This is a genomic window from Corynebacterium sp. UD i78 (assembly GCF_056280545.1).
The window spans coordinates 2,998,257-3,017,255 of the sequence record NZ_JBWCED010000001.1 but is presented as its reverse complement, the minus strand read 5'-3'; the positions used below and the strand labels follow the sequence as shown (position 1 = coordinate 3,017,255).

Annotated in this window: 13 protein-coding genes and 2 tRNA genes; 13 read left to right on the top strand and 2 right to left on the bottom strand. The window is 66.2% G+C overall.

Annotation, left to right across the window (positions count from 1 at the left end; all coding sequences use genetic code 11):
• Positions 1–91: 91 nt before the first annotated feature.
• The 6 genes from ACZ9GM_RS14060 to ACZ9GM_RS14035 all read left to right on the top strand — a co-directional run bounded on the left by ACZ9GM_RS14060 (position 92) and on the right by ACZ9GM_RS14035 (position 7,264).
• Positions 92–162 (top strand) — tRNA-Gly (locus tag ACZ9GM_RS14060).
• 27 nt (positions 163–189) lie between these two features.
• Positions 190–265, top strand: a tRNA-Thr gene (locus ACZ9GM_RS14055).
• 443 nt (positions 266–708) lie between these two features.
• On the top strand, positions 709–2,238 hold the full coding sequence (locus ACZ9GM_RS14050) for a sugar transferase (RefSeq protein ID WP_476038208.1): 1,530 nt from the start codon (positions 709–711) through the stop codon (positions 2,236–2,238).
• The gene (locus ACZ9GM_RS14045; RefSeq protein WP_476038207.1) at positions 2,238–3,335 is read left to right on the top strand and encodes a glycosyltransferase; all 1,098 of its coding nucleotides are present in this window, start codon (positions 2,238–2,240) and stop codon (positions 3,333–3,335) included. Before ACZ9GM_RS14050 ends, ACZ9GM_RS14045 begins: the two co-directional genes overlap by 1 nt.
• A 12-nt stretch (positions 3,336–3,347) precedes the next feature.
• The gene (locus ACZ9GM_RS14040) at positions 3,348–6,050 is read left to right on the top strand and encodes a tyrosine-protein kinase domain-containing protein (protein ID WP_476038206.1); all 2,703 of its coding nucleotides are present in this window, start codon (positions 3,348–3,350) and stop codon (positions 6,048–6,050) included.
• 59 nt (positions 6,051–6,109) lie between these two features.
• Positions 6,110–7,264, top strand: a complete 1,155-nt coding sequence (locus tag ACZ9GM_RS14035) for a hypothetical protein (RefSeq protein ID WP_476038205.1) — start codon at positions 6,110–6,112, stop codon at positions 7,262–7,264.
• Positions 7,265–7,833: 569 nt separating this feature from the next.
• On the opposite strand, the gene ACZ9GM_RS14030 is transcribed toward ACZ9GM_RS14035, so the two are convergent.
• Positions 7,834–10,089: a glycosyltransferase gene (locus ACZ9GM_RS14030; RefSeq protein ID WP_476038204.1), complete on the bottom strand. Its 2,256-nt coding sequence runs from the start codon at positions 10,087–10,089 to the stop codon at positions 7,834–7,836.
• A gap of 180 nt (positions 10,090–10,269) precedes the next feature.
• Between ACZ9GM_RS14030 and ACZ9GM_RS14025 the strand changes: the two genes are divergently transcribed.
• The 7 genes from ACZ9GM_RS14025 to ACZ9GM_RS13995 all read left to right on the top strand — a co-directional run bounded on the left by ACZ9GM_RS14025 (position 10,270) and on the right by ACZ9GM_RS13995 (position 17,217).
• On the top strand, positions 10,270–11,349 hold the full coding sequence (locus ACZ9GM_RS14025; protein WP_476038203.1) for an acyltransferase family protein: 1,080 nt from the start codon (positions 10,270–10,272) through the stop codon (positions 11,347–11,349).
• Positions 11,346–11,855 carry an arsenate reductase/protein-tyrosine-phosphatase family protein gene (locus ACZ9GM_RS14020; RefSeq protein ID WP_476038202.1) on the top strand — a complete coding sequence of 170 codons (510 nt, stop codon included), beginning with the start codon at positions 11,346–11,348 and terminating at the stop codon, positions 11,853–11,855. The genes ACZ9GM_RS14025 and ACZ9GM_RS14020 overlap by 4 nt, the downstream gene beginning before the upstream one ends.
• 3 nt (positions 11,856–11,858) lie before the next feature.
• A complete protein-coding gene (locus ACZ9GM_RS14015; protein ID WP_476038201.1) occupies positions 11,859–12,431 on the top strand; it encodes a hypothetical protein in 573 nt (190 codons plus the stop codon).
• A 110-nt stretch (positions 12,432–12,541) separates the two neighbouring features.
• On the top strand, positions 12,542–13,633 hold the full coding sequence (locus ACZ9GM_RS14010; protein WP_476038200.1) for an acyltransferase family protein: 1,092 nt from the start codon (positions 12,542–12,544) through the stop codon (positions 13,631–13,633).
• A gap of 542 nt (positions 13,634–14,175) precedes the next feature.
• A complete protein-coding gene (locus tag ACZ9GM_RS14005; RefSeq protein WP_291473707.1) occupies positions 14,176–15,000 on the top strand; it encodes a (Fe-S)-binding protein in 825 nt (274 codons plus the stop codon).
• Complete coding sequence (locus ACZ9GM_RS14000; RefSeq protein ID WP_476038199.1) at positions 14,997–16,523, top strand: lactate utilization protein B; 1,527 nt, start codon at positions 14,997–14,999, stop codon at positions 16,521–16,523. The genes ACZ9GM_RS14005 and ACZ9GM_RS14000 overlap by 4 nt, the downstream gene beginning before the upstream one ends.
• Positions 16,516–17,217 (top strand): LutC/YkgG family protein, encoded by a 702-nt coding sequence (locus ACZ9GM_RS13995; protein ID WP_476038198.1) that lies wholly within the window; start codon positions 16,516–16,518, stop codon positions 17,215–17,217. Before ACZ9GM_RS14000 ends, ACZ9GM_RS13995 begins: the two co-directional genes overlap by 8 nt.
• On the opposite strand, the gene ACZ9GM_RS13990 is transcribed toward ACZ9GM_RS13995, so the two are convergent.
• A complete protein-coding gene (locus ACZ9GM_RS13990) occupies positions 17,218–18,819 on the bottom strand; it encodes an MFS transporter (protein WP_476038197.1) in 1,602 nt (533 codons plus the stop codon).
• Positions 18,820–18,999 lie beyond the last annotated feature (180 nt).

The window sequence follows — 18,999 nt, the reverse complement described above, 5'->3', positions numbered from 1 at the left end:
TAACCCAGCGGGTTGCACAAGGGGTCGAGCGCCTGTGTTAGAGTACTGACCGTCGGCTGGACCGCGGCGAACGCCGCGGGCCCGGCCTACTGCCGATGTAGTTCAATGGTAGAACTTCTGCTTCCCAAGCAGACGGCGCGGGTTCGATTCCCGTCATCGGCTCAGCGGATGCTACAGTGCTTTCCGCACGCCCCCTTAGCTCAGTCGGTAGAGCGTTTCCATGGTAAGGAAAAGGTCAGCAGTTCGATTCTGCTAGGGGGCTCCATTTCTCTCCGCCGCCCGGCGCACTGTAGTGACGGTGCACCGGGCTGCGGTGCATCGGCGGCAGGGACCGAGGGAAACACCTGCCGACACAACTGTCGGACGCATGGCGGACACACAGGGGAAATCTGCCGTCCTTGCGAGTGACAAATATCACACCGGAGACTGTAACGGCAGGTCATGGCGACAAAGTGCGGCACCGCCAGTTTTCTTCCACGGCGATTTCCCCTGCTCATGGAGCACGGCAGAACTCAGTTGTCCCAGTCAGGGAACGCGGTGACCGGTTGAGGCGTTAGGCTCGACCCGTCAACTCTTCCACCCTCACGATCTCCCTCACCCCCACTCCCCGACTCTTCCCCTCACTTTCCCTCGCGTTCCCTCACCTCTCCATACCCCGGCCACCCCTCTCACCCCCTCACCGGCCGGCCCACAAGAAACGACTCTCCCATGGTTCTCCACACCTCCACTGTGGCCCCCGGAACACCGTCGGTCACCGCCGAACCGTCCTCGCGTCGGATCACCCGAAACCGCGACACCCGCCGGTTCCGTCATGCACAGCGCACCTGGCTCTATGTCGCCGGTGACCTGATCGCGATCGTCACCGCGACCGTCATCGCCGACCTGCTCTCCATATACACCTGGGCACCCAGCGTCGGCCTCGTCGCCGACCATTTCTTCTCCGAGCGCAACCTGCTGCTGTCCGTCGGTGTCATCACCTTCTGGCTCAGCGCGATCGCCTTCACCCACGGGTACAGCCACCAGGCCCGGACGTTCCCCCGTATCGGCCGGGAGAACGTCATCAAGGGCAGTCTCGTCTTCGCCGCCGTGCTCGCCATGGTGGACGCGGTGTCCAGCTACTCCCTGTTCCGCCACTTCGCCCTCTTCGGACTGCCGGTCGGCCTGTTCCTGCTGATGGTCTCCCGCATGGTCTGCCTCCGCGTCACCAAGCGCTACCTCGCCGAACTGCAGCACAACTTCCTCGCGATCGGTCAGGTCCGGGACATCAACCGTCTACTGCGGTCCTTCCATGACATCCAGGAGGCCGGCACCCTCATCCACGGCATCCTGCTGACCGACCCGGAGAACCGCGACCACCTCCTCGATGCAGGACCGGTGCCGGTGGACTCCGTCTGCATGAGCGTCCTGACCACCGAGGACTTCATCCAGACCGCCGCATCCTATGACTGCGACGCCGTCTGGGTCGCCTCAATCAGCGAATTCGGCCACCGGAATCTGCGACGGATGTCCTGGCAGCTCAACAAGCTCAACATGCGTCTCTACCTCGACCCGATGCTCGAGGGCATCAGCGGTACCCGCCTCGACGTCGTCCCCTTCGGCCCCCGGCATGCCCTGTATGTCGACCGCCCCCGGTTCAGTGCCGCCAACGGGCTGGCCAAGCGAGCCTTCGACATCATCGTCTCCGCTGTCGCACTGGTCCTGATCTCCCCGATCATGCTGTTCACCGCGCTGGCGATCAAGATCGAGGACCGCGGCCCCGTGTTCTACATCAGCGAGCGGGTCGGCTACCACGGGCAGTCCTTCCGGATCTTCAAGTTCCGCAGCATGCACACCGATGCCGACGATCGGCTCCAGAAGCTCCGCGACGAGGTCGGCGCCGAGGGGCTGTTCAAGATGAAGGACGACCCCCGCATCACGAAGGTCGGAAAGTTCATCCGCAAGACCAGCATCGACGAGCTGCCCCAGTTCATCAATTCCCTGCTCGGCACGATGAGCGTCGTGGGGCCCCGCCCCCACCTCAGCCACGAGGTGGACGCCTTCAGCTCCGACATGCGGATGCGCATGGAGGTCCGACCGGGCATCACCGGCCTGTGGCAGGTCTCCGGCCGGTCCGATCTGACCCCGCAGCAGGCCGAACAGCTCGACCTCTACTACGTCGACAACTGGTCCCTGTCCCTCGACGTGAAGACCGTCGCCCGGACCTTCCGTGCCGTCGCCCTGTCCCGGGGTGCGTACTGATGCGCGTCCTCCATGTCACCGACTGCTTCCACGGCGGCGTCGCCACCGCGGTCGACCAGTACGCACGACTGACTCCGGAGCACGATCATCTGCTGCTCGCGAACAACGCCCGGGGGTCGGATGCCCCGGTCCAGCGCACGCCCGGCGTCTTCGTCACCGACCTCGGACTGCCTGCGTCCCCTGTCGCGGCGGTACGGTCCGTGCGGGACGCTGTCCGGCGCTACCGACCGGATATCGTCCACGCCCACTCCAGTTTCGCCGGAGCCTACGCGCGTACCGCGGCAGCTCTCGACCGGGTGCTGCCGGGCGGTCACGCCCGTCCGGTCCTCTACACCCCGCACAGCTTCGCCTTCGAACGGGCGGACATTCCCGGCTGGAAGAGGTCCCTGTTCCGGGGCATGGAGAGGGTCCTCTACCCGCTGACCTCCGTCGGCGTCCCCTGCGCCGACCGGGAAGGCGAGCTCATGGTCGGTCTCGGCAACCGGTTCGCCCCGGGTGTCCCGGTGATTGTCGTGCCGAACGTGCTGCTCGACGACCATCCGGCAATCCCGGACAGTTGGGCACCGACCGAGCCACCGACCGTGGGCGTCGTCTCCCGGGTCACGCCGCAGCGCGACCCGGCGTTCTTCGTCGAGACCGCGAAGCGGATCCGGGCGTCCCGCCCCGATGTGCGTTTCACGTGGATCGGAGACGGCGACGGCAAGGACGCCGCCCTCACCGATCTGCTCACCGACGCCGGCATCGAGGTCACCGGATGGCTGACCGGCGAAGAGCTGCGCCACCGCATCTCGGAGCTGTCCCTGGTCATCCACACCGCACGGTGGGACGGCTTCCCGATGGCGGTTCTCGAGGTGCGCCGGATCGGCGTCCCCCTGCTCGTGCGTGACATCCCCGCCCTGCAGGAATGCCCCGCCACCGCCCGCTTCGGCACACCTCAGGAGGCTGCGGAGAAGGCCCTCACCATTCTCGGTGAGGGGACCGACCCGGCCCGCTGGGACAGTCTTGACCGTGCCCACACCCCCGACCGTCAGCGCGACCGACTCACCGAGGCCTACCGCCTCGCCGTCGGCCTACCGAAGGAACAGGTGACCGTGTAAATGCCAGGATCAGTGACGGATCCCAGACGCACCAGTGGAGCAGCATCCTCTCCGCTGGTGCTCTCGGTCGTGCTCGGCGCGATCGCCGTGACCGTCGGGCTGGTCGTCCGCCCGGCACTGACCGGTAGGTTCGGTGGTTTCGGCGGCGACGCCAAGACGATCCAGTCGATCATGACCTCGCCGTTCGACGCCGTCGAACTGGGCTACGGCTCGTACTCCGTCATCGCCGACTTCTACATCCGGATCGGACTGTCGGACTCCCCGACCGCCGCCGGTGTCCTCGGCGCGGTGGTCGGTGCGACAGTTCTCGCGGTCGTCCTGATCCGTGTCGGGGGCGTCCACCGCGGACGACTGTCCCTGGCGCTGGCGTTCATCACACCGCTGACGATCGGTATCTACCAGGCCGCGTACACCAAGGAGATCATCATCTCCCTGGCGATGCTGGCCGTGGTGCTGATGCCGGTGAACTGGCTCGGTGAACTGCTGGTCATCGGCACGCTCATTGTGCTGGGTGCCGAGTTCCGCTCCTACTGGCTCATCGTCGCCGCCGTCTACGTGGTCTTCCGGTTCCTGCTCTCCCGCCGCGACGGACGCACGGTCGGCCGCGTGGTGTGGATGATCATCCTGTTCTCGGTGCTCACCGGACTGGCGATGTGGGTGACACAGGGCGTTCCTGCGGACAGTTTCCGCGGAGACGTCAACGACACCGCCGCCCGTCAGGCGAACACCGGCTCTCTGATCACCCGATTCATCGAGGCACCGGAGCCGGTCGGAGGAGTCCTGAACTCCACCCTGACCTCACTCTTCTTCATCGCCCCACTGCCGATGCTGCTGAAGCTCTCGCCGTACTACCTGTTCATCGGCGTTCTGTTCGCCGTGATCTGGATCAGCGCGGTGCGTGCGGCGACCGTCGCCGGCCGCAGTACCCCGATGCTGGGACGGTTCATCGCCCTGCCACTGGCTTTCCTAGTCGTCCAGGGGCTCTTTGAACCGGACTGGGGCTCCGCCTTACGGCACGCCACACCGGTCATCCCGTTCATCGTCGGAGCCGTAGCTCTGTCGGAACAGACCAGAGCGGCGCCACCGGGCTCTCCACCTCCAGACCAGACGTCCCCATCCATCACGCCCCCACGATCAGTTAGGACCCTCATGACCGTCAGAACCACTGACCGCACCGACGGCGCCACCGCACGCAATGTGCTCGCCGACTACCTCGGACACCTCCGCCGGTGGTGGTGGATGCTGGTCGTCGGCCTCATCGTCGGTGGACTCGTCGGCTGGGGCATCTCCGCGGTGATGACCAAGGAGTACACCGCGACCTCGCAGCTCTACGTCGGCACCGCATCCTCCGGTGGATCCGCTGACGCCTACAACGGCGCGATGCTCAGCCAGAAACAGGTCGGGTCCTACGCCGAGATGGCGACCGGCCGGGCGCTCGGTCAGCGGGTCGTCGATGACCTGAACCTCGACAAGACCGCGGGCGAGGTCGCCTCGATGATCAGCGCCGGCGCCCACAAGGACACCGTCATCCTGGACCTCAGCGTTGCCTCGGACGACGCCCGGTTCTCCAGCGACGTGGCGAACTCCGCCGCAGCACAGCTTCAGGCGATGGTCCACGACCTCAACACACAGACTTCCCCGAACGGCCAGTCCGGCGCTCCGCAGCTTGCCGTGCTCAATGACGCGGAAGTCCCGGATTCGCCTTCCTCACCGAATACCATGCTCAACATCATCCTCGGCCTGGTGGTCGGACTGGTCATCGGTGCGGTCGCCGCCGTGATCCGCGGTCTCACCGACCGTCGCATCAGCGGCAGCGACGAGGTCCGCAAGATCGTCGATGCCCCGGTCGTGGGCACCATCGGCACGACCGAAGCTCTCGCCGAGCACCACACCATCGACTTCACGGCCGCCCCGACCCCCGCTGCCGAACAGTTCCGCGAGCTGCGTACCAACCTGCGCTTCCTCGACGTCGACAACGCCCCGACCGTCCTCGCCGTCACCAGCGGTATGTCCGGTGAAGGAAAATCGACGCTGGCGATGAACCTGGCGCTGGCGCTGGCCGATGACGGCGAGAATGTCTGCCTGGTCGACGGCGATCTGCGCAATCCGAGCATCGCCAACTACGCCGGCGGTAACCTGCAGTCCGCGGTCGGCCTGTCCACCACCCTCTCCGGGTCCGCCGGAGTTGATGACGTGATCCAGCTGACCGCCGTCGACGGCCTCAGCGTGATCACCTCCGGTCCGATCCCGCCGAACCCGGCCGAGCTGCTGGGTTCGCGACGGTTCGGGGAGGTACTCGCCACCCTGGCCGCCCACTTCGACCACGTCATCATCGATGCCTCCCCGACACTGCCGGTCACCGATGGTGCGCTCGTCGCCGCGTCCGCCGACGGTGTCATTCTCGCTGTCCGCCACAACCGAACCACCTCCGACCAACTCACTGCGACCGCTGACAGGCTCGACGCCGTCAATGCACGTGTCCTCGGTGCCGTTGTGACGCTGACGCCGGCGGCGAAGGGCAAGGGATACTACCGCTACGGCTACGGCTACGGCGCGACAGGACATACGACCCAGGCCGTCACCTCCGGTGAGGCACCGGTGTCCCCTGAATCCACCCCGGAATCCACCCCGGAATCCGATTCGGTCCGGACCACCGCCCATCGTATGGACGACATCCCCGAGGGCACACCGGAACGGGCCGAGGTGGAGAACTGAGCGCCGCCCAGCACCGTAGACCCGGCCGATTCGGCCGGGTCTTTTCCCGTGTGTGGAACATGGGTGGAGCCCTGTTCGGCCAGTGCCTGAACTTCCTGGCGATGCTCCTGCCGATCGTCGGCGGAGAAACCGGTCAACTCGCCTACCTCATGCTTCCCCTGGCCCTGGCGACCGTCCTGTCCCGGACCTCGATCCTCGGCTTCCACAGCCGCTACCTGACGGTGCCGGGGGAACGGACCCGGACCGCGACAGCGGTATCAGCAGCATCGCTGTCGGTGACAACTCTGCTCTGTCTGTTGGTCGGGGCGACTGCTGCTCCGGTGCGCGACGTCGCCTTGTGGACCGGGCTGCTCGTGGTCAGCAACGGGCTGTATCTCATGGCAGTGGCCGTGGCGACGCGCGAACAGCGGATGGACGTCTACTCCACCGCACGACTCGCCTTCGGCGTCACCAACATCTTCATCACCTCACTGGTGGTCTTCGTTGTCCCGTTCCAGGCCGGTCTGATCGTCGCCGCGGCAGCGAATCCACTGGTCGGCACCGTGCTGATCCTCGCACGGACGCAGAACCGGATACTTCCTCCCACAGTCAGCGATCTGCCACGCATGCTGGACCGTGAGCACCGTTTCTACCTCGCAGGGTCCGGGCGGGCGACCGGAGCCACCTTCCTGTCGGAGTGCGGCTTCCAGATCCAGGGGTTCATTACCCCGTTCCTCGGCCAGTACCAGGAAATCTGGGCAGTTGTGGTGCGTCTGACCGGTGGCTTCGGCACTCTGGCACAGCAGGTGATCGCCCCCGGACTGGAGGCCCGTATTGCTGCGGCGATCAGGAACGGTGACGCGGCGACGACGGCCAGGTGGTGCAGGATGTGCGCCATCGGTGGTCTCGTCCTCGGCGTCCTGTGTGCCGCAATCCAGGCCGGTGCCCTGCTCTTCGCCCTCCATGATGACGAGGCACTGACAGTCGGCGTCCTCGCCCTCACCGCGGTGTACTGCACGATGTCCCTGGCCACGAACCTGTCGGTGAAAATCCCCCTGATGAAGGGCTTCGACCACGCGTTCCTCGCCTGGTCTTCCGGTCGCCTGGTGCTGCTGCTCGGTCTCCTGCTCACCTCAGGGACCGCACTTCTCACCGGAACCGTGGTGGTGCAGACCCTCGCGTCCGTGGCGTTCCTCTGTGTGGCGCTGCGCCCGGTGCGCGGAGAAGCCCGGTAGACCCCGGAAGCTCTCCTGCAACCTCCATCGCACGGGGACATCGGGGAAACGCCGTGGACCGTCACCGTTCGTGATCAGGGCGGGGTCGACCGTGCAGTTCCTGCGGCGGCGATCGGGATCGACACCTGCAGGATCGGATGGGACAGGGCACTCGGGGACGACCTCTACGAGTTCAGGATCAGACGTTCCCTGTGGACGCCCGGGGTATCAGTCCGGTAGCCGGCACGATTGCGCGATCTCAGAGCGTTGCTCCGGGTGTTCTGCACCTTTCACGGGAACCGAAGACCCCGACCCGTCGGAGAAACGTCAGCAGACGGGGATCCGCGCGGCGCGACTCCTGCTTACACAGTGGAGACTCAGAGGTTGACCGCATCATGTGTCAACCCACACAGTTGCAGCAGAAAGAACCGCCGTGGTCCGAAGAGGAACGCATGTCCGTCAGCAGTTTCAAGGCCGTGGTAGCGGAGGACAGGAAAACTGGTCCCCCACCGCCGAAGCGGTCTACGAAGCAGCCTCCAGTATGTTCACGGACGAGCTTGACGCACTCTGAACCGAATCCCGTCGACCACTCAGACCGCCCGGTCCTCCTGCGCTATCAGGCTCACGATTTCTGCCGCGGTCAGATCCGGCCGGTACTCGAGCACAGCACCGAGATCCCCGTACCAGGCGAACTGGCCGGCAAACTTCCCCACGTAACCGATACCGACCGTGGGCACTCCGCTGCTCAGTGCTGCCACACAGGCGTGCATCCGGGCAGAGACACAGACCCGGGCTCCGCTGATAGCGTCCTTCGCCTCCGCTGCCGTCGCCGGGACGGTCACTGTCGCCGGGATCCCCGCCTCCCCGAGCGCGGCCGCAGTCCTGCGTCCCAGTTCGAGATCACCGACCTCCTCCCGGATGTCGTGGACGACAATATCCACCGGCTGTCCCAACTGAAGTCCGATATTCCTCCAGAGGTCGACCAACTGCTCCGTGGTGACGCCGTACATGCCGCCCAGATGGGCATTCGGAACGAACACCACAGGGGAACCACCGCCCGCCTCCCCCGCAGGTTCCAGTTCCGCCGCAATGTCCGGGGCACAGGAGACCTCCCTGTCGAACACGTCCTTCGCCCGGCGCGCAGAGACGGCGTCCCGGGCCTGCACAGTGACGCGATCGTCGAGTTGACGCAGGATCCGTCGGGCATCAGGGTGAATACTCTCCGGCAGACTGAAGTTCACCAGAGATGCCGGGTGCCCGGCGGAAACCGCCGCGTTGAGCAGCCGGATCCGTGTCCCCAGCAGGGAGAGTTCATAGTCACCGGCGAGGGTGTCCGCACCGATGACGGCCACAGGACCATCGGCCAGCGCATGAACTGTCCTGCGCGTCGGAGTCATCCCCGGACCGACCGTCAGATCGCCCAGTGCGAGAACTCCGACGGAGTCCGGGACCAGTGACCTCCAAGGGGCGGGGTCACCGGGAACGACCAGGTCGGTGTCGGGATACATCTGCGCGGCGACGACACCCATCGCCTCATCACCGAAGGACCCGTGCGGGGCAGGGAGGATCACCCGGGTACGGCCGGCACCCGACGACGGGGCAGCAGGGAGCGGCATATGTACGTTGACCTGCCCGAACACCCGCTGCCCCAGCCATTTCACCCGGTCGACCGGGGATACCCGGGACACCGGGGACGCCGTGTCCTCCGTCGTGTCCCCGGCCCGCACCAGGGCCGCGAGATCCGACCAGTCCGGTTGTTCGGCGACACGGCGGACAGCACCGGCGGACAACCCACGGTAGAGGTCAGGATCGGTGAGCAGCGGCTCCAGAGCGTCCGCCACGGCCTCAGGAGTCGTGTCGTCAGAGACCGCACCGAAGCCCTCGAGCTGTTCCGGTATCGCGCCGACCGGTGTTCCTACGCAGGGCACGGCATGCGCCAGCGCGAGGGTCACCGGTCCGGACTGGCTGGCCTCGGTGTACGGCAGCAACATGATGTCCATGCCCCGGACGACGTCGGTGACCTCGTCCTCGGGGATCCACCGGGTGTCCCAGACAGCCTCGGTACCGAGGTCGGTCTCACGGAGCCGCTCCTCGGGGCCGCTGCCGGTGATCCGGAGTTCGAACGGCGGGACGCCACGGTCCCGGAGGATCCTGGCCGCCGCCAGTGCGATGTCGATGCCCTTGTACGCCTGCAGTCGGCCGAACAGTCCGATCACCGGGACATCGGGGAGCTCGCGTGGCTCCGTGGCAGCGTCCTGCAGATCGAAGGGCGGGTGGGAACCGGTGGCGACCGGAACACCGACCCTGTCAGAGAGCGCCCGGGTCACGGAGTCGGAGAAGGTGACGATCCGGTCGGCACGGCGCAGTTCATTGCGCTTACCGAGGATCTGGAGGATGTTCTCTTCGCCAGGGTGGATGGTCGCGTCATGGATGCAGGCGACGTACTCGATATCCCGTGGGGTGAGCACAGGAAGTGCGAGGGACTGGTAGACACTCTCCATCACACAGACGAAACGGTCGATCTTCTGTGCCCGGAGCCAGCGACGCAGCCGCAGTGAATTCCACAGCAGCCGGGGGACACCGAAGATCACACCGAGGGTTGAGGTGTAGGTACGCAACGGGAAATCTCCGGCGCAGCGGGTTCCGGTCTCCGCGAGCCGAGGGGCGATCTCGGCGTCCGGGTTCCAGGAGAGGAAGATCTTGTCGGTACGGGTGGGCAGGTCGCCTGCAGCAAGATCCCCGTCGACAAGGTCGGCGAGGAAACGGGGGCCACCACCGGTGCGACCCCAGTGGACCCAGAGGGTCCGTGCGTCAGGCGACAGGGTGAGGGACCTGTCGTTGGACATGCCTGTCACTGTACGGCCCCGTTGCCGGTACCGCACTGCCGCATGCTCACATTGCCGCACCCCGGAGCCGGGGCTAGCATGAACGGCAGAACCTCTCCGTTCTCCTTCTCTCTGTGTTCTCTCTGTGTTCCCCCTCTCCCTGTTGTTCCTGTCCCCTCACACCTCCCAGGACGAACCCTCATGACGTCCGATCAGACGACCCTTGCCCCGGCGTCGGCGACAACGACGCCCGGTCGGCACCACGAACCCACGACCCGCAATGTCCCGGTCGACACCCTCCGAGGTCTCGCCTGCATTCTGCTGGTCACTTTCCATGTCATCGGCGACACATCGCTCGACGGCATCCGGGTCTCCGACGACAGCGCCTGGCGGTACTACACCGATTCGGTGGAATACCTGCGCATGCCGCTGTTCACCCTGCTGTCCGGCCTGGTCTACGCCTGGCGACCGCTCGCAGCCCCGTCGAAGTACCGGGATTTCATGACCAGGAAGGCCCGTCGGTTGCTGGTACCTTACGTGATCTTCGTGCCGTTGCTCGGGATCACACAGATGGTCGCCCCGGACGTCAACGGCGCTCGGGACTTCGAACCTCTGAACTGGCTGCTGACGTCACTCAGTCCGTACTGGTTCCTGCTCACCACCTTCTGGATGTTCGCAGTTGTCGCGCTCGCAGACTCCTACGGTCTACTGCGTAGCCCGTGGGTCTTCGGTGGCGTGTTCCTCGCGGTCTCGACCATCGTTATCCTGCAGGACACCACCGGATTCCGGATTCTCCAGCTGGGCCAGGCACTGACCCTGTTCCCCTTCTTCCTCGCCGGTGTCGGCATCCACCGGTTCCGACTGCTTCCACGGTCCGTCCCGGCGGCCCTGTGTTGGACGACTGCGCTCATCGCCCTGATCGTCGCGGTACAGCTGTCGCTGAACGGCCAACTTCCGGAGTTCGACTCGCGCCACAGTGTGGTCGGTATCGCACTGGGCATCGTCTTCCCCGTCGCCTTCCTCGGCTGGTCCCTGCAGTCGCGGGCGTTGGCCTGGATCGGCGGGTACTCCTCCGGGATCTTCCTGCTGCATGCCTTCGCGATCGGGTTCTTCCGGGCATTTACCGGTGCCGTCGGCATCGAGGCTGACGTACCGCGGTTCATCATCCTCTCCCTCGGCGGCCTCTTCGGCTCTGTCCTCGGCATCGTCATCCTCCGCCGTTTCCGGATCGGTCCGGTCATGGTCGGTCGCATCATGCTCGGCGAGAAGGGAAAGAAATGAACATCCTCTTCGTCTGCACCGGCAATATCTGCCGCTCCCCGGTCGCCGAACACCTGTTGCGTGACCTGGTCGGCGACGGTCACACCGTCTCCAGCGCCGGCATCGCGGGACTGACCGGATACGCCATGGACCCCCGGTCAGTGGAGTATCTGCGGCTCCGCGGCATCGACGGGAACGATTTCACGGCCCGTCGGATCAGCCGTCGGATCCTCGAGGAACCGGACCTCATCATCGGTTTCGAGCAGGACCACGTCAACGAATGCCTCGCCCTGCAGCCTGCAGCCATCTCCGGTACCTTCCGGCTCTGTCAGCTTGCCGACTGGCAGCGCACCGGAAACCTGGCGTCCCTCGCCGACCTGCCGGCACAGCGCCGGACACTCCCCGCCGTGAACTGCGGACTGGAGGATCCGGTGACCTTCCAGACCTTCGACGACTACTTCCGGGTTCTCGACGTGATCGCCGCCGACGTCGCGGCACTCGCCCGACTCCTGCCTGTCGAGGTCTGAACCGTGCCGCGCCGGATCAGTCCAACTGCCCGGCGACGCCGCCCCCTTGCCGTCCTGACCGCTGTTCTGGTGGTACTCGTCGGGGCCTGGGGCTGGTTCGCCGCGACGAAGATCTACTTCCCCCGGCTCGACCAGGCTCCGGAGAACGCCGATGTCCTGGTCCAGGTCGGTGGAATCCCGTGGAAGGACTACCAGACCGCTCGGGACACCGCCCGGCGCCTCGGCATCCCGGATCTCGTCCTCTCAGACCCGTCCTCCGGCACCGAGGTGCACGACCGCTACTGCGGGCCGCTGGAGGGTGTCCGGGTCCACTGCTTCGCACCGGACCCGTCGACGACCCGGGGAGAGGCCCGCGGTTTCGCAGAGCTCGCTGCGACGAATGACTGGCATTCCGCCTACGTTCTCTCCACCGGACGTGAGCACGTCGAGCGGGCCCGGCTGTACTTCTCCCGATGCTGGGGAGGGGAACTGGCCGTGAACCGGCCGGCGTCCGGAAGAGCCGTGACAGTGCATCTGAAACAGTCCTTCTACCAGACCGCGGGATGGATCAAGGCGATGAAGGACAGCGCCTGTTGACCCGACGTGACCGGCCAGCAGGGTGTTAGGGTCGAAGACGCGTCCTCTCCCTCTCTCCTCATTCTCCCTCTGTCATCCTGTCTCCCTCACTTCCCGCCAAAGGATCAGACATGCCCTCCCCCTCCTCATCCGCCCGACTTACCTGGATAGACACAGTCAAAGGCGTGGCCATCGTACTCGTCGTGCTCTATCACGCAGCAGGCCTCGCAGGTGCCAAGACCTGGTCCGGTGATGAGCTCGACACTCTCACCGATGCGCTGCTCACCGTCCGGATGCCGCTGTTCTTCGCCATGTCCGGCTTCTTCTTCCTCCGGCGCGTGGACCGGCCCTGGTCCTGGCAACTGAGGAACCGGACGGGCCCGTTCCTCTGGCTGTACGTCCTGTGGACCTTCCTCTGGGTCCTCGCATTCCACGTGATCCCCTGGCAGCGCGAGTCCGACTACGGATTCGGGGACGCGGCGCGCCTCTTCGTCGAACCCGGCGTCGGCCCCTGGTACATCTACGCCCTGGCCATCTACTTCGTCGCCGTCAAACTCATGCGCCCACTCCCCGTCCGGGCACAGTTCCTCATCGGCGCTGCCGTCTCCCTCCCGGTGGCGTGCGGATTCATCGAGCTCAACTCCTGGGCCTGGACCACTCTGCTGTCCCACTTCATCACCTTCCAGGTCGGCGCCCTGGGCCCCACGGTTCTCGCCAGGATCGCCGACCGCGCCACTCTCATGAGGCTGCTGGGGCTCGGTCTGCTGTGGGGACTCGGCAGTGGCGTCCTCTATCTCCTCTTCGACGGTCTGGACAACATCGGCCGCATCCCCGTGACGCTTCTCGGTATGGCCATGGGCATCACCGCCGCCAGCCTTATGGCACGCCACACTCCGTGGCTGCACCTGGACCGGCTCGGCCGACACACCCTGCCGATCTACCTGCTCCATGTCCCCCTGCTCGGCGTCTTCTACAGCATCGACGTGAACCTCCCCGAGAATGCTGCTGTCTCGGTTGGCGTTCCTCTCCTGTTCACCGCCCTCGCCATCGCCGGTTCCCTGGCGATCTGGCGCGTGCTGCGTCCGGTACCCGGACTCTTCACCGCGCCGTGGACCGGCGACGGCGCCAATACCAGGTCACCCCGAGTTGTGGACACCCCCTCCGGACGGCACCGCCCCGAAGCCTGGAGAGCCTCCGGAAAAGCCGGTCGACCTGCGAGTTAACCATCCAGACATCGTCTCGATACGCTCACATAACTTTGGCAAACCTGACCCCTTCCCACCCCCGTGTAACAGATTGTCAAATCGCTGAAACGTTACCGGATCGTTATCAGTAACGACCTGTCACCTGCGCCTCGCTGGCAAAAGTAGCCATCCGGGTACCCCACTGGGGTACCCGGTCGGCACCCCCCGAGGTCCGACCGGTTCGATTGCCATACCCCACTTGACCTGCATATTGTCACTGCACACCCCGAGGAAAACGAGCCTCTCCAGCTCACCCCTCTACTCCCCGGGGGTTATCTCCATCAGGCACCAACCGGCCCGCTGCCGGATACACCCCTCAGACGACCGTACCTCTCCTCCTACGGCCACTCTCCTGCAGCGCATGTCGACACCGGATCCTCCTCTTTCCGGCGTCCGACACCGGTGGTGCCTGAATTCATCTCCCCCGTGCATCCCCCACCCCCTGTGGTCAGGCCAATACTCCGTACCAGGTATACGCTGGTGCGTGACTGACTGTCCCACAACACAAGGGGTGACTCCCCATGAGAATCGCACTGTTCGCCACATGCATCGTCGACGCGATGTATCCGGAGGTCGCGCAGGCCACGGTAAACGTCCTGGAAAGGCTCGGCCACACGGTCACCTTCCCGGAACGTCAGGCCTGCTGCGGCCAGATGCACATCAACTCCGGCAAATTCAAGGACGCCTACCCGGTCGTCCGCAACCATGTCCGCGCCTTCGAGGACGAAAGCTGGGACTACGCCGTCGCGCCGTCCGGCTCCTGCGTCGCTTCCCTCGGCCACCAGCACCCGATGATCGCCGACTACAACGGCGACCCGGATCTCGGAGCCCGGGCCACCCAGATCGCGGACCGTACCTACGAGCTCTGCCAGTTCCTCACCGACGTCTGCAGTGTCACCGACGCCGCCGCGGAACTCGGATCGTATTTCCCGCACTCCGTCGCCTACCACCCGTCCTGCCACGGCATGCGGCTGCTGCGTCTCGGCGACCGGCAACGCGACCTGCTGGCGTCCGTCGAAGGCCTGGAACTGCGCACCATCGGCAACGAGGACTCGTGCTGCGGCTTCGGCGGAACCTTTTCCGTGAAGAACCCGCAGGTCTCCGGCGCGATGCTCGGTGACAAGGTCGAGTCAGTACTGTCAACCGGCGCATCCGCATGCACCGGCGGGGACGCGTCCTGCCTCATGCATATCGGCGGCGGCCTCTCCCGCACCGGACGCCTCGTGCCCGGCGAGGGCCATGTGCCCGCCACCGTGCACCTCGCCCGGATCCTCGCGTCCACGAAGGAGAATCCGCTGCTGCTGCCTGAGGACGGCGCCACGGTGACGGGAGGTGCGCTGCGATGAGTACCCCGACCCGCAAGACCACCGTCCTGGGCATGCCGACCGTCCCCGGCCGCGGCAACCTCAATGAACTCCACCCCTTCCCCGAGGTCGCCGAACACGAGCTCGGCAACGTCCAGATGCGCACCAACCTGCGCAAGGCCACCGGCACCATCCGCGGCAAGCGTCTGCAACGCGTCGCCGAGATGCCGGACTGGGAGGACCTCCGTGACACCGCCGAGGCGACGAAGAACGACGTCATCGACCGGCTGCCCGAACTCCTCCTCCAGTTCGAGGAGGCCTTCACCGCAGCCGGCGGCCACGTCCACTGGGCCCGCGACGCCGACGAGGCCAACGCCATCGTCACCGGCCTCATCGAGGAGAACGCCCCGGTCAATGAGCGGGGACGCCGCGACGTCATCAAGGTGAAATCCATGGCCACCCAGGAGATCGGACTCAACGAAGCGCTCGAGTCCGCCGGCATCGACGCCTTTGAGACCGACCTCGCCGAACTCATCGTCCAGCTCGGCGGCGACAAGCCCAGCCACATCCTCGTCCCCGCGATCCACCGTAACCGCGAGGAGATCCGGCAGATCTTCCTCAACGGCATGGACGACGTCGACCCCGACCTCGACTCCGAACCCGAGCACCTCGCCGAGGCGTCGCGCAGGCACCTGCGCCGCAAGTTCCTCGAGACGAAGGTCGCCGTCTCCGGCGCGAACTTCGGTATCGCCGACACCGGCGCCCTGTCCGTCGTCGAATCCGAGGGCAACGGCCGCATGTGCGTCACCCTGCCCGAGACCCTCATCACGGTCATGGGCATCGAGAAACTGCTGCCGACCTTCCAGGACCTGGAGGTGTTCATGGAACTGCTCCCCCGGTCCTCCACCGGCGAACGGATGAACCCCTACACCTCCTTCTGGACCGGAGTGACCCCCGGTGACGGCCCGCAGAACGTCCACGTCGTCCTGCTCGACAACGGCCGCACCCGGGCGCTGGCCGACCAGCACGGCCGTGACGCCCTGCGCTGCATCCGTTGCTCCGCCTGCATGAACGTCTGCCCGGTCTACGAGCGCGCCGGAGGCCACGCCTACGGCTCGGTCTACCCCGGCCCCATCGGCGCGATCCTCACCCCGCTGCTGACCGGCGTGGATGAATCCGCCAACGGTTCGCTGCCCTACGCGTCCTCCCTCTGCGGTGCGTGCTTCGACGCCTGCCCGGTGAAGATCAACATCCCCGAGATGCTCACCCGGCTGCGCAACGAGGACCAGGAGGTCAACCACAACAGCCGCCTGCCACACACCCAGCTGGACGCCGCACTCGACGGCGCGAAATGGATGATGAGCGACGGCCGGCGCATGGGCCTGGTCGAGAAGAGCCTGCCGATCGCGAACCGACTGTCCCCGAAGGCCGGCCTGTGGGGACTGCCCGGTGTCGCCGGGAAGTGGACCTCCTCACGCGATGTGCCGCAGCCGCCGACGCAGTCCTTCCGCAGCTGGTTCAAGGACCGCGAGAAGAACGGTGAGAAGGGAAAGAACATTGACTGACACCTCTGACGCCCGCACCGAGGTGCTCGCCAGAATCCGGTCGTCCCTGGGTCTGCGCGAGGGAGAGAACAGCACCCTGCCCGCCGGTGAGACCACCGCCATCCCCCGGGACTACCGCCGCAGCGGCGACCTCACCGGAGACGCCCTCGTCGACCTCCTCGTCGACCGGCTCGAGGACTACGACGCCACCGTGCGCCGCGTGGCGGACACCGATGCCGCGATCGCGGGCGCCGTGGCGTCCTACCTCGCCGACCGCGGTCACGGCGGAGACGGGAACACCGTCGTCTCCCCCGCCGACGTCGACGCGCGCTGGCTCGGTTCCTTCGAGGACGCCGGCGGTGAGGTCCTGCAGGACTCAACCACCGCACCGCTGGCCGTGGCCGACCTCGACCGGGTGGACGCCGTGGTCACCGCATCCTTCTGCTCGGTGGCGGAATCAGGGACCATCCTGCTCGCCGGACCGGGCTCCGGACGCCGCGCCACGACCCTGGTCCCCGACCACCACATCGTGGTGGTGAAGGTCGCCGACATCGTCGAACTGCTGCCCGAGGCCGTCACCCGGCTCACGGACGCCGGCCTGCACACCTCCCCGGTGACGATGGTCGCCGGACCCAGTGCCTCGGTCGACATCGAGCTGGTGCGCGTGCAGGGCGTCCACGGGCCGCGGACACTGGACGTGGTGCTCGCGGGCTAGTCAGTCCCCGGCGGGGAGGTTGCGCTCCGCCGGCTTCCGGATGAAGACGACGGAGGCCAGCGCACCCACCAGGGCCAGCACGGCGGCGATGATGAAGATGCCGTGCAGGCCGTCCAGGAAGAACTGCAGCGACTGCTGCGCCAACGGCTCCGACTGCTCCGCGATCGCACGGAACTGACCGGCCTCCGCCGCTTCCTGGGCGACATCCCGGAACTGGTCGGGGATCGGCAGGCCGTCCAGTCCCGACCCGACCTTGTTCGCCAGGTACGCGCCGTAGACCGCCACACCGAAAGCCGTACCGAGCGGCAACGCCGTATTCGCCAGGCCACTGGCCATACCCGTGCGCGACGCCGGCACGACCTCCACCGCCAGACTCATCACGTGCGGCAGCATCAGGCCCGTGCCGGCCCCCATCACCACGAGCATCGGCAGCAGCGTCTGCCAGCCCGAGGACGTGTCCAGACGCAGCCCCAGCATCAGACCGCCGGCGACGACGACCATACCGATGGCCTGCACCCACCCCACCGGGATCCACGTCACCGCCCGGATACCGACCGCCGAGAAGATGATCATCGGCACCGCCAGACCACTGGCCACGTAGCCGATCTCCAGGGCGGAGAGCCCCAGCTGACCCGACATCCACAGCACCAGGAACGGCAGCATGCCGAAGCTGAACATGCGGGACGCGAAGGCGTTGAAGGTCACCGTGGCGAAGGAGGGGATACGGAACAGGCGGAAGTCCACCATCGCGGCGTCCTTCTTGTTCATCTCCCAGAGGATGAGCGCGGTGAACAGGAGGACGCCGGCGATGAGCGCGGCGAGGATCGCGTGGTCCGTCCAACCGCGGTTCTCGCCGTCGATGATGCCGTAGTTCACCAGCACCAGCGCACCCACCGTCAGCACCATGGCGAACGGGGCGACGCGCGGGGCCTTCTCCTGCGTCGGGTCATCACGGCGGTGCAGGTCCGGCACGAAGAACAGGGTCGCGAGAATGACGATGACGCCGATCGGGATGTTGATCGCGAAGATCCACTTCCACTGCCCGGTCTCCACCAGCGCGCCACCGATGAGCGGGCCGAAGGCACTGGCCGCACCACCGATGCCCATCATCGCGGCGACCGCCTTGGTACGTGTGGCGGACTCGTCCGGGGAGAAGGCATCCGACAGCAGCGGGGTGGCGGTGCCGAAGACCAGCGCGCCACCGGCCCCCTGGAGAGCACGGAAGGCGATCAGGCCGGCCTCCGATCCGGTGACGATACAACCGATGGACGCGGCGAGGAAGACGACGTGTCCGATGAGGAAGATCGTGCGGCGTCCGATGATGTCCGAGAGACTCGCCGCGGCGAGCATGAGGGACGCGAAGGTCAGCGAGTAGGCGTTGATGACCCACTGGGAGCCGGAGAGGGTGAGACCGAGATCTTCACGGATGGCGGGCAGGGCGACGAGAACGATGGTGATGTCCAGCGTCATCATGATGGTGGAGACCGCGGAGACGCCGAGACTCCAGCCGACGATGCCCCGGGACGACCGGTCGGGGCTGGCTTTCGCCTTGACCTTCCGGTGCCTTCCTCGGCCGGTCCGTGCGCTGGGTGCGGTACTCATTCCTGTCACTGTATCGAAGGGGAACGCGGTTGTGGTGGAACAGTGGCCACACAAGTCATATTCAGCCCCATTCAGACTCAGACATGACGGAACCCCCGCGTCCGTCCGGAATGGACAGGCGCGGGGGTTACCGGACCCCTTGGCGGGGTGCTGTGACTCAGAGACCGCCGAGCAGCAGGT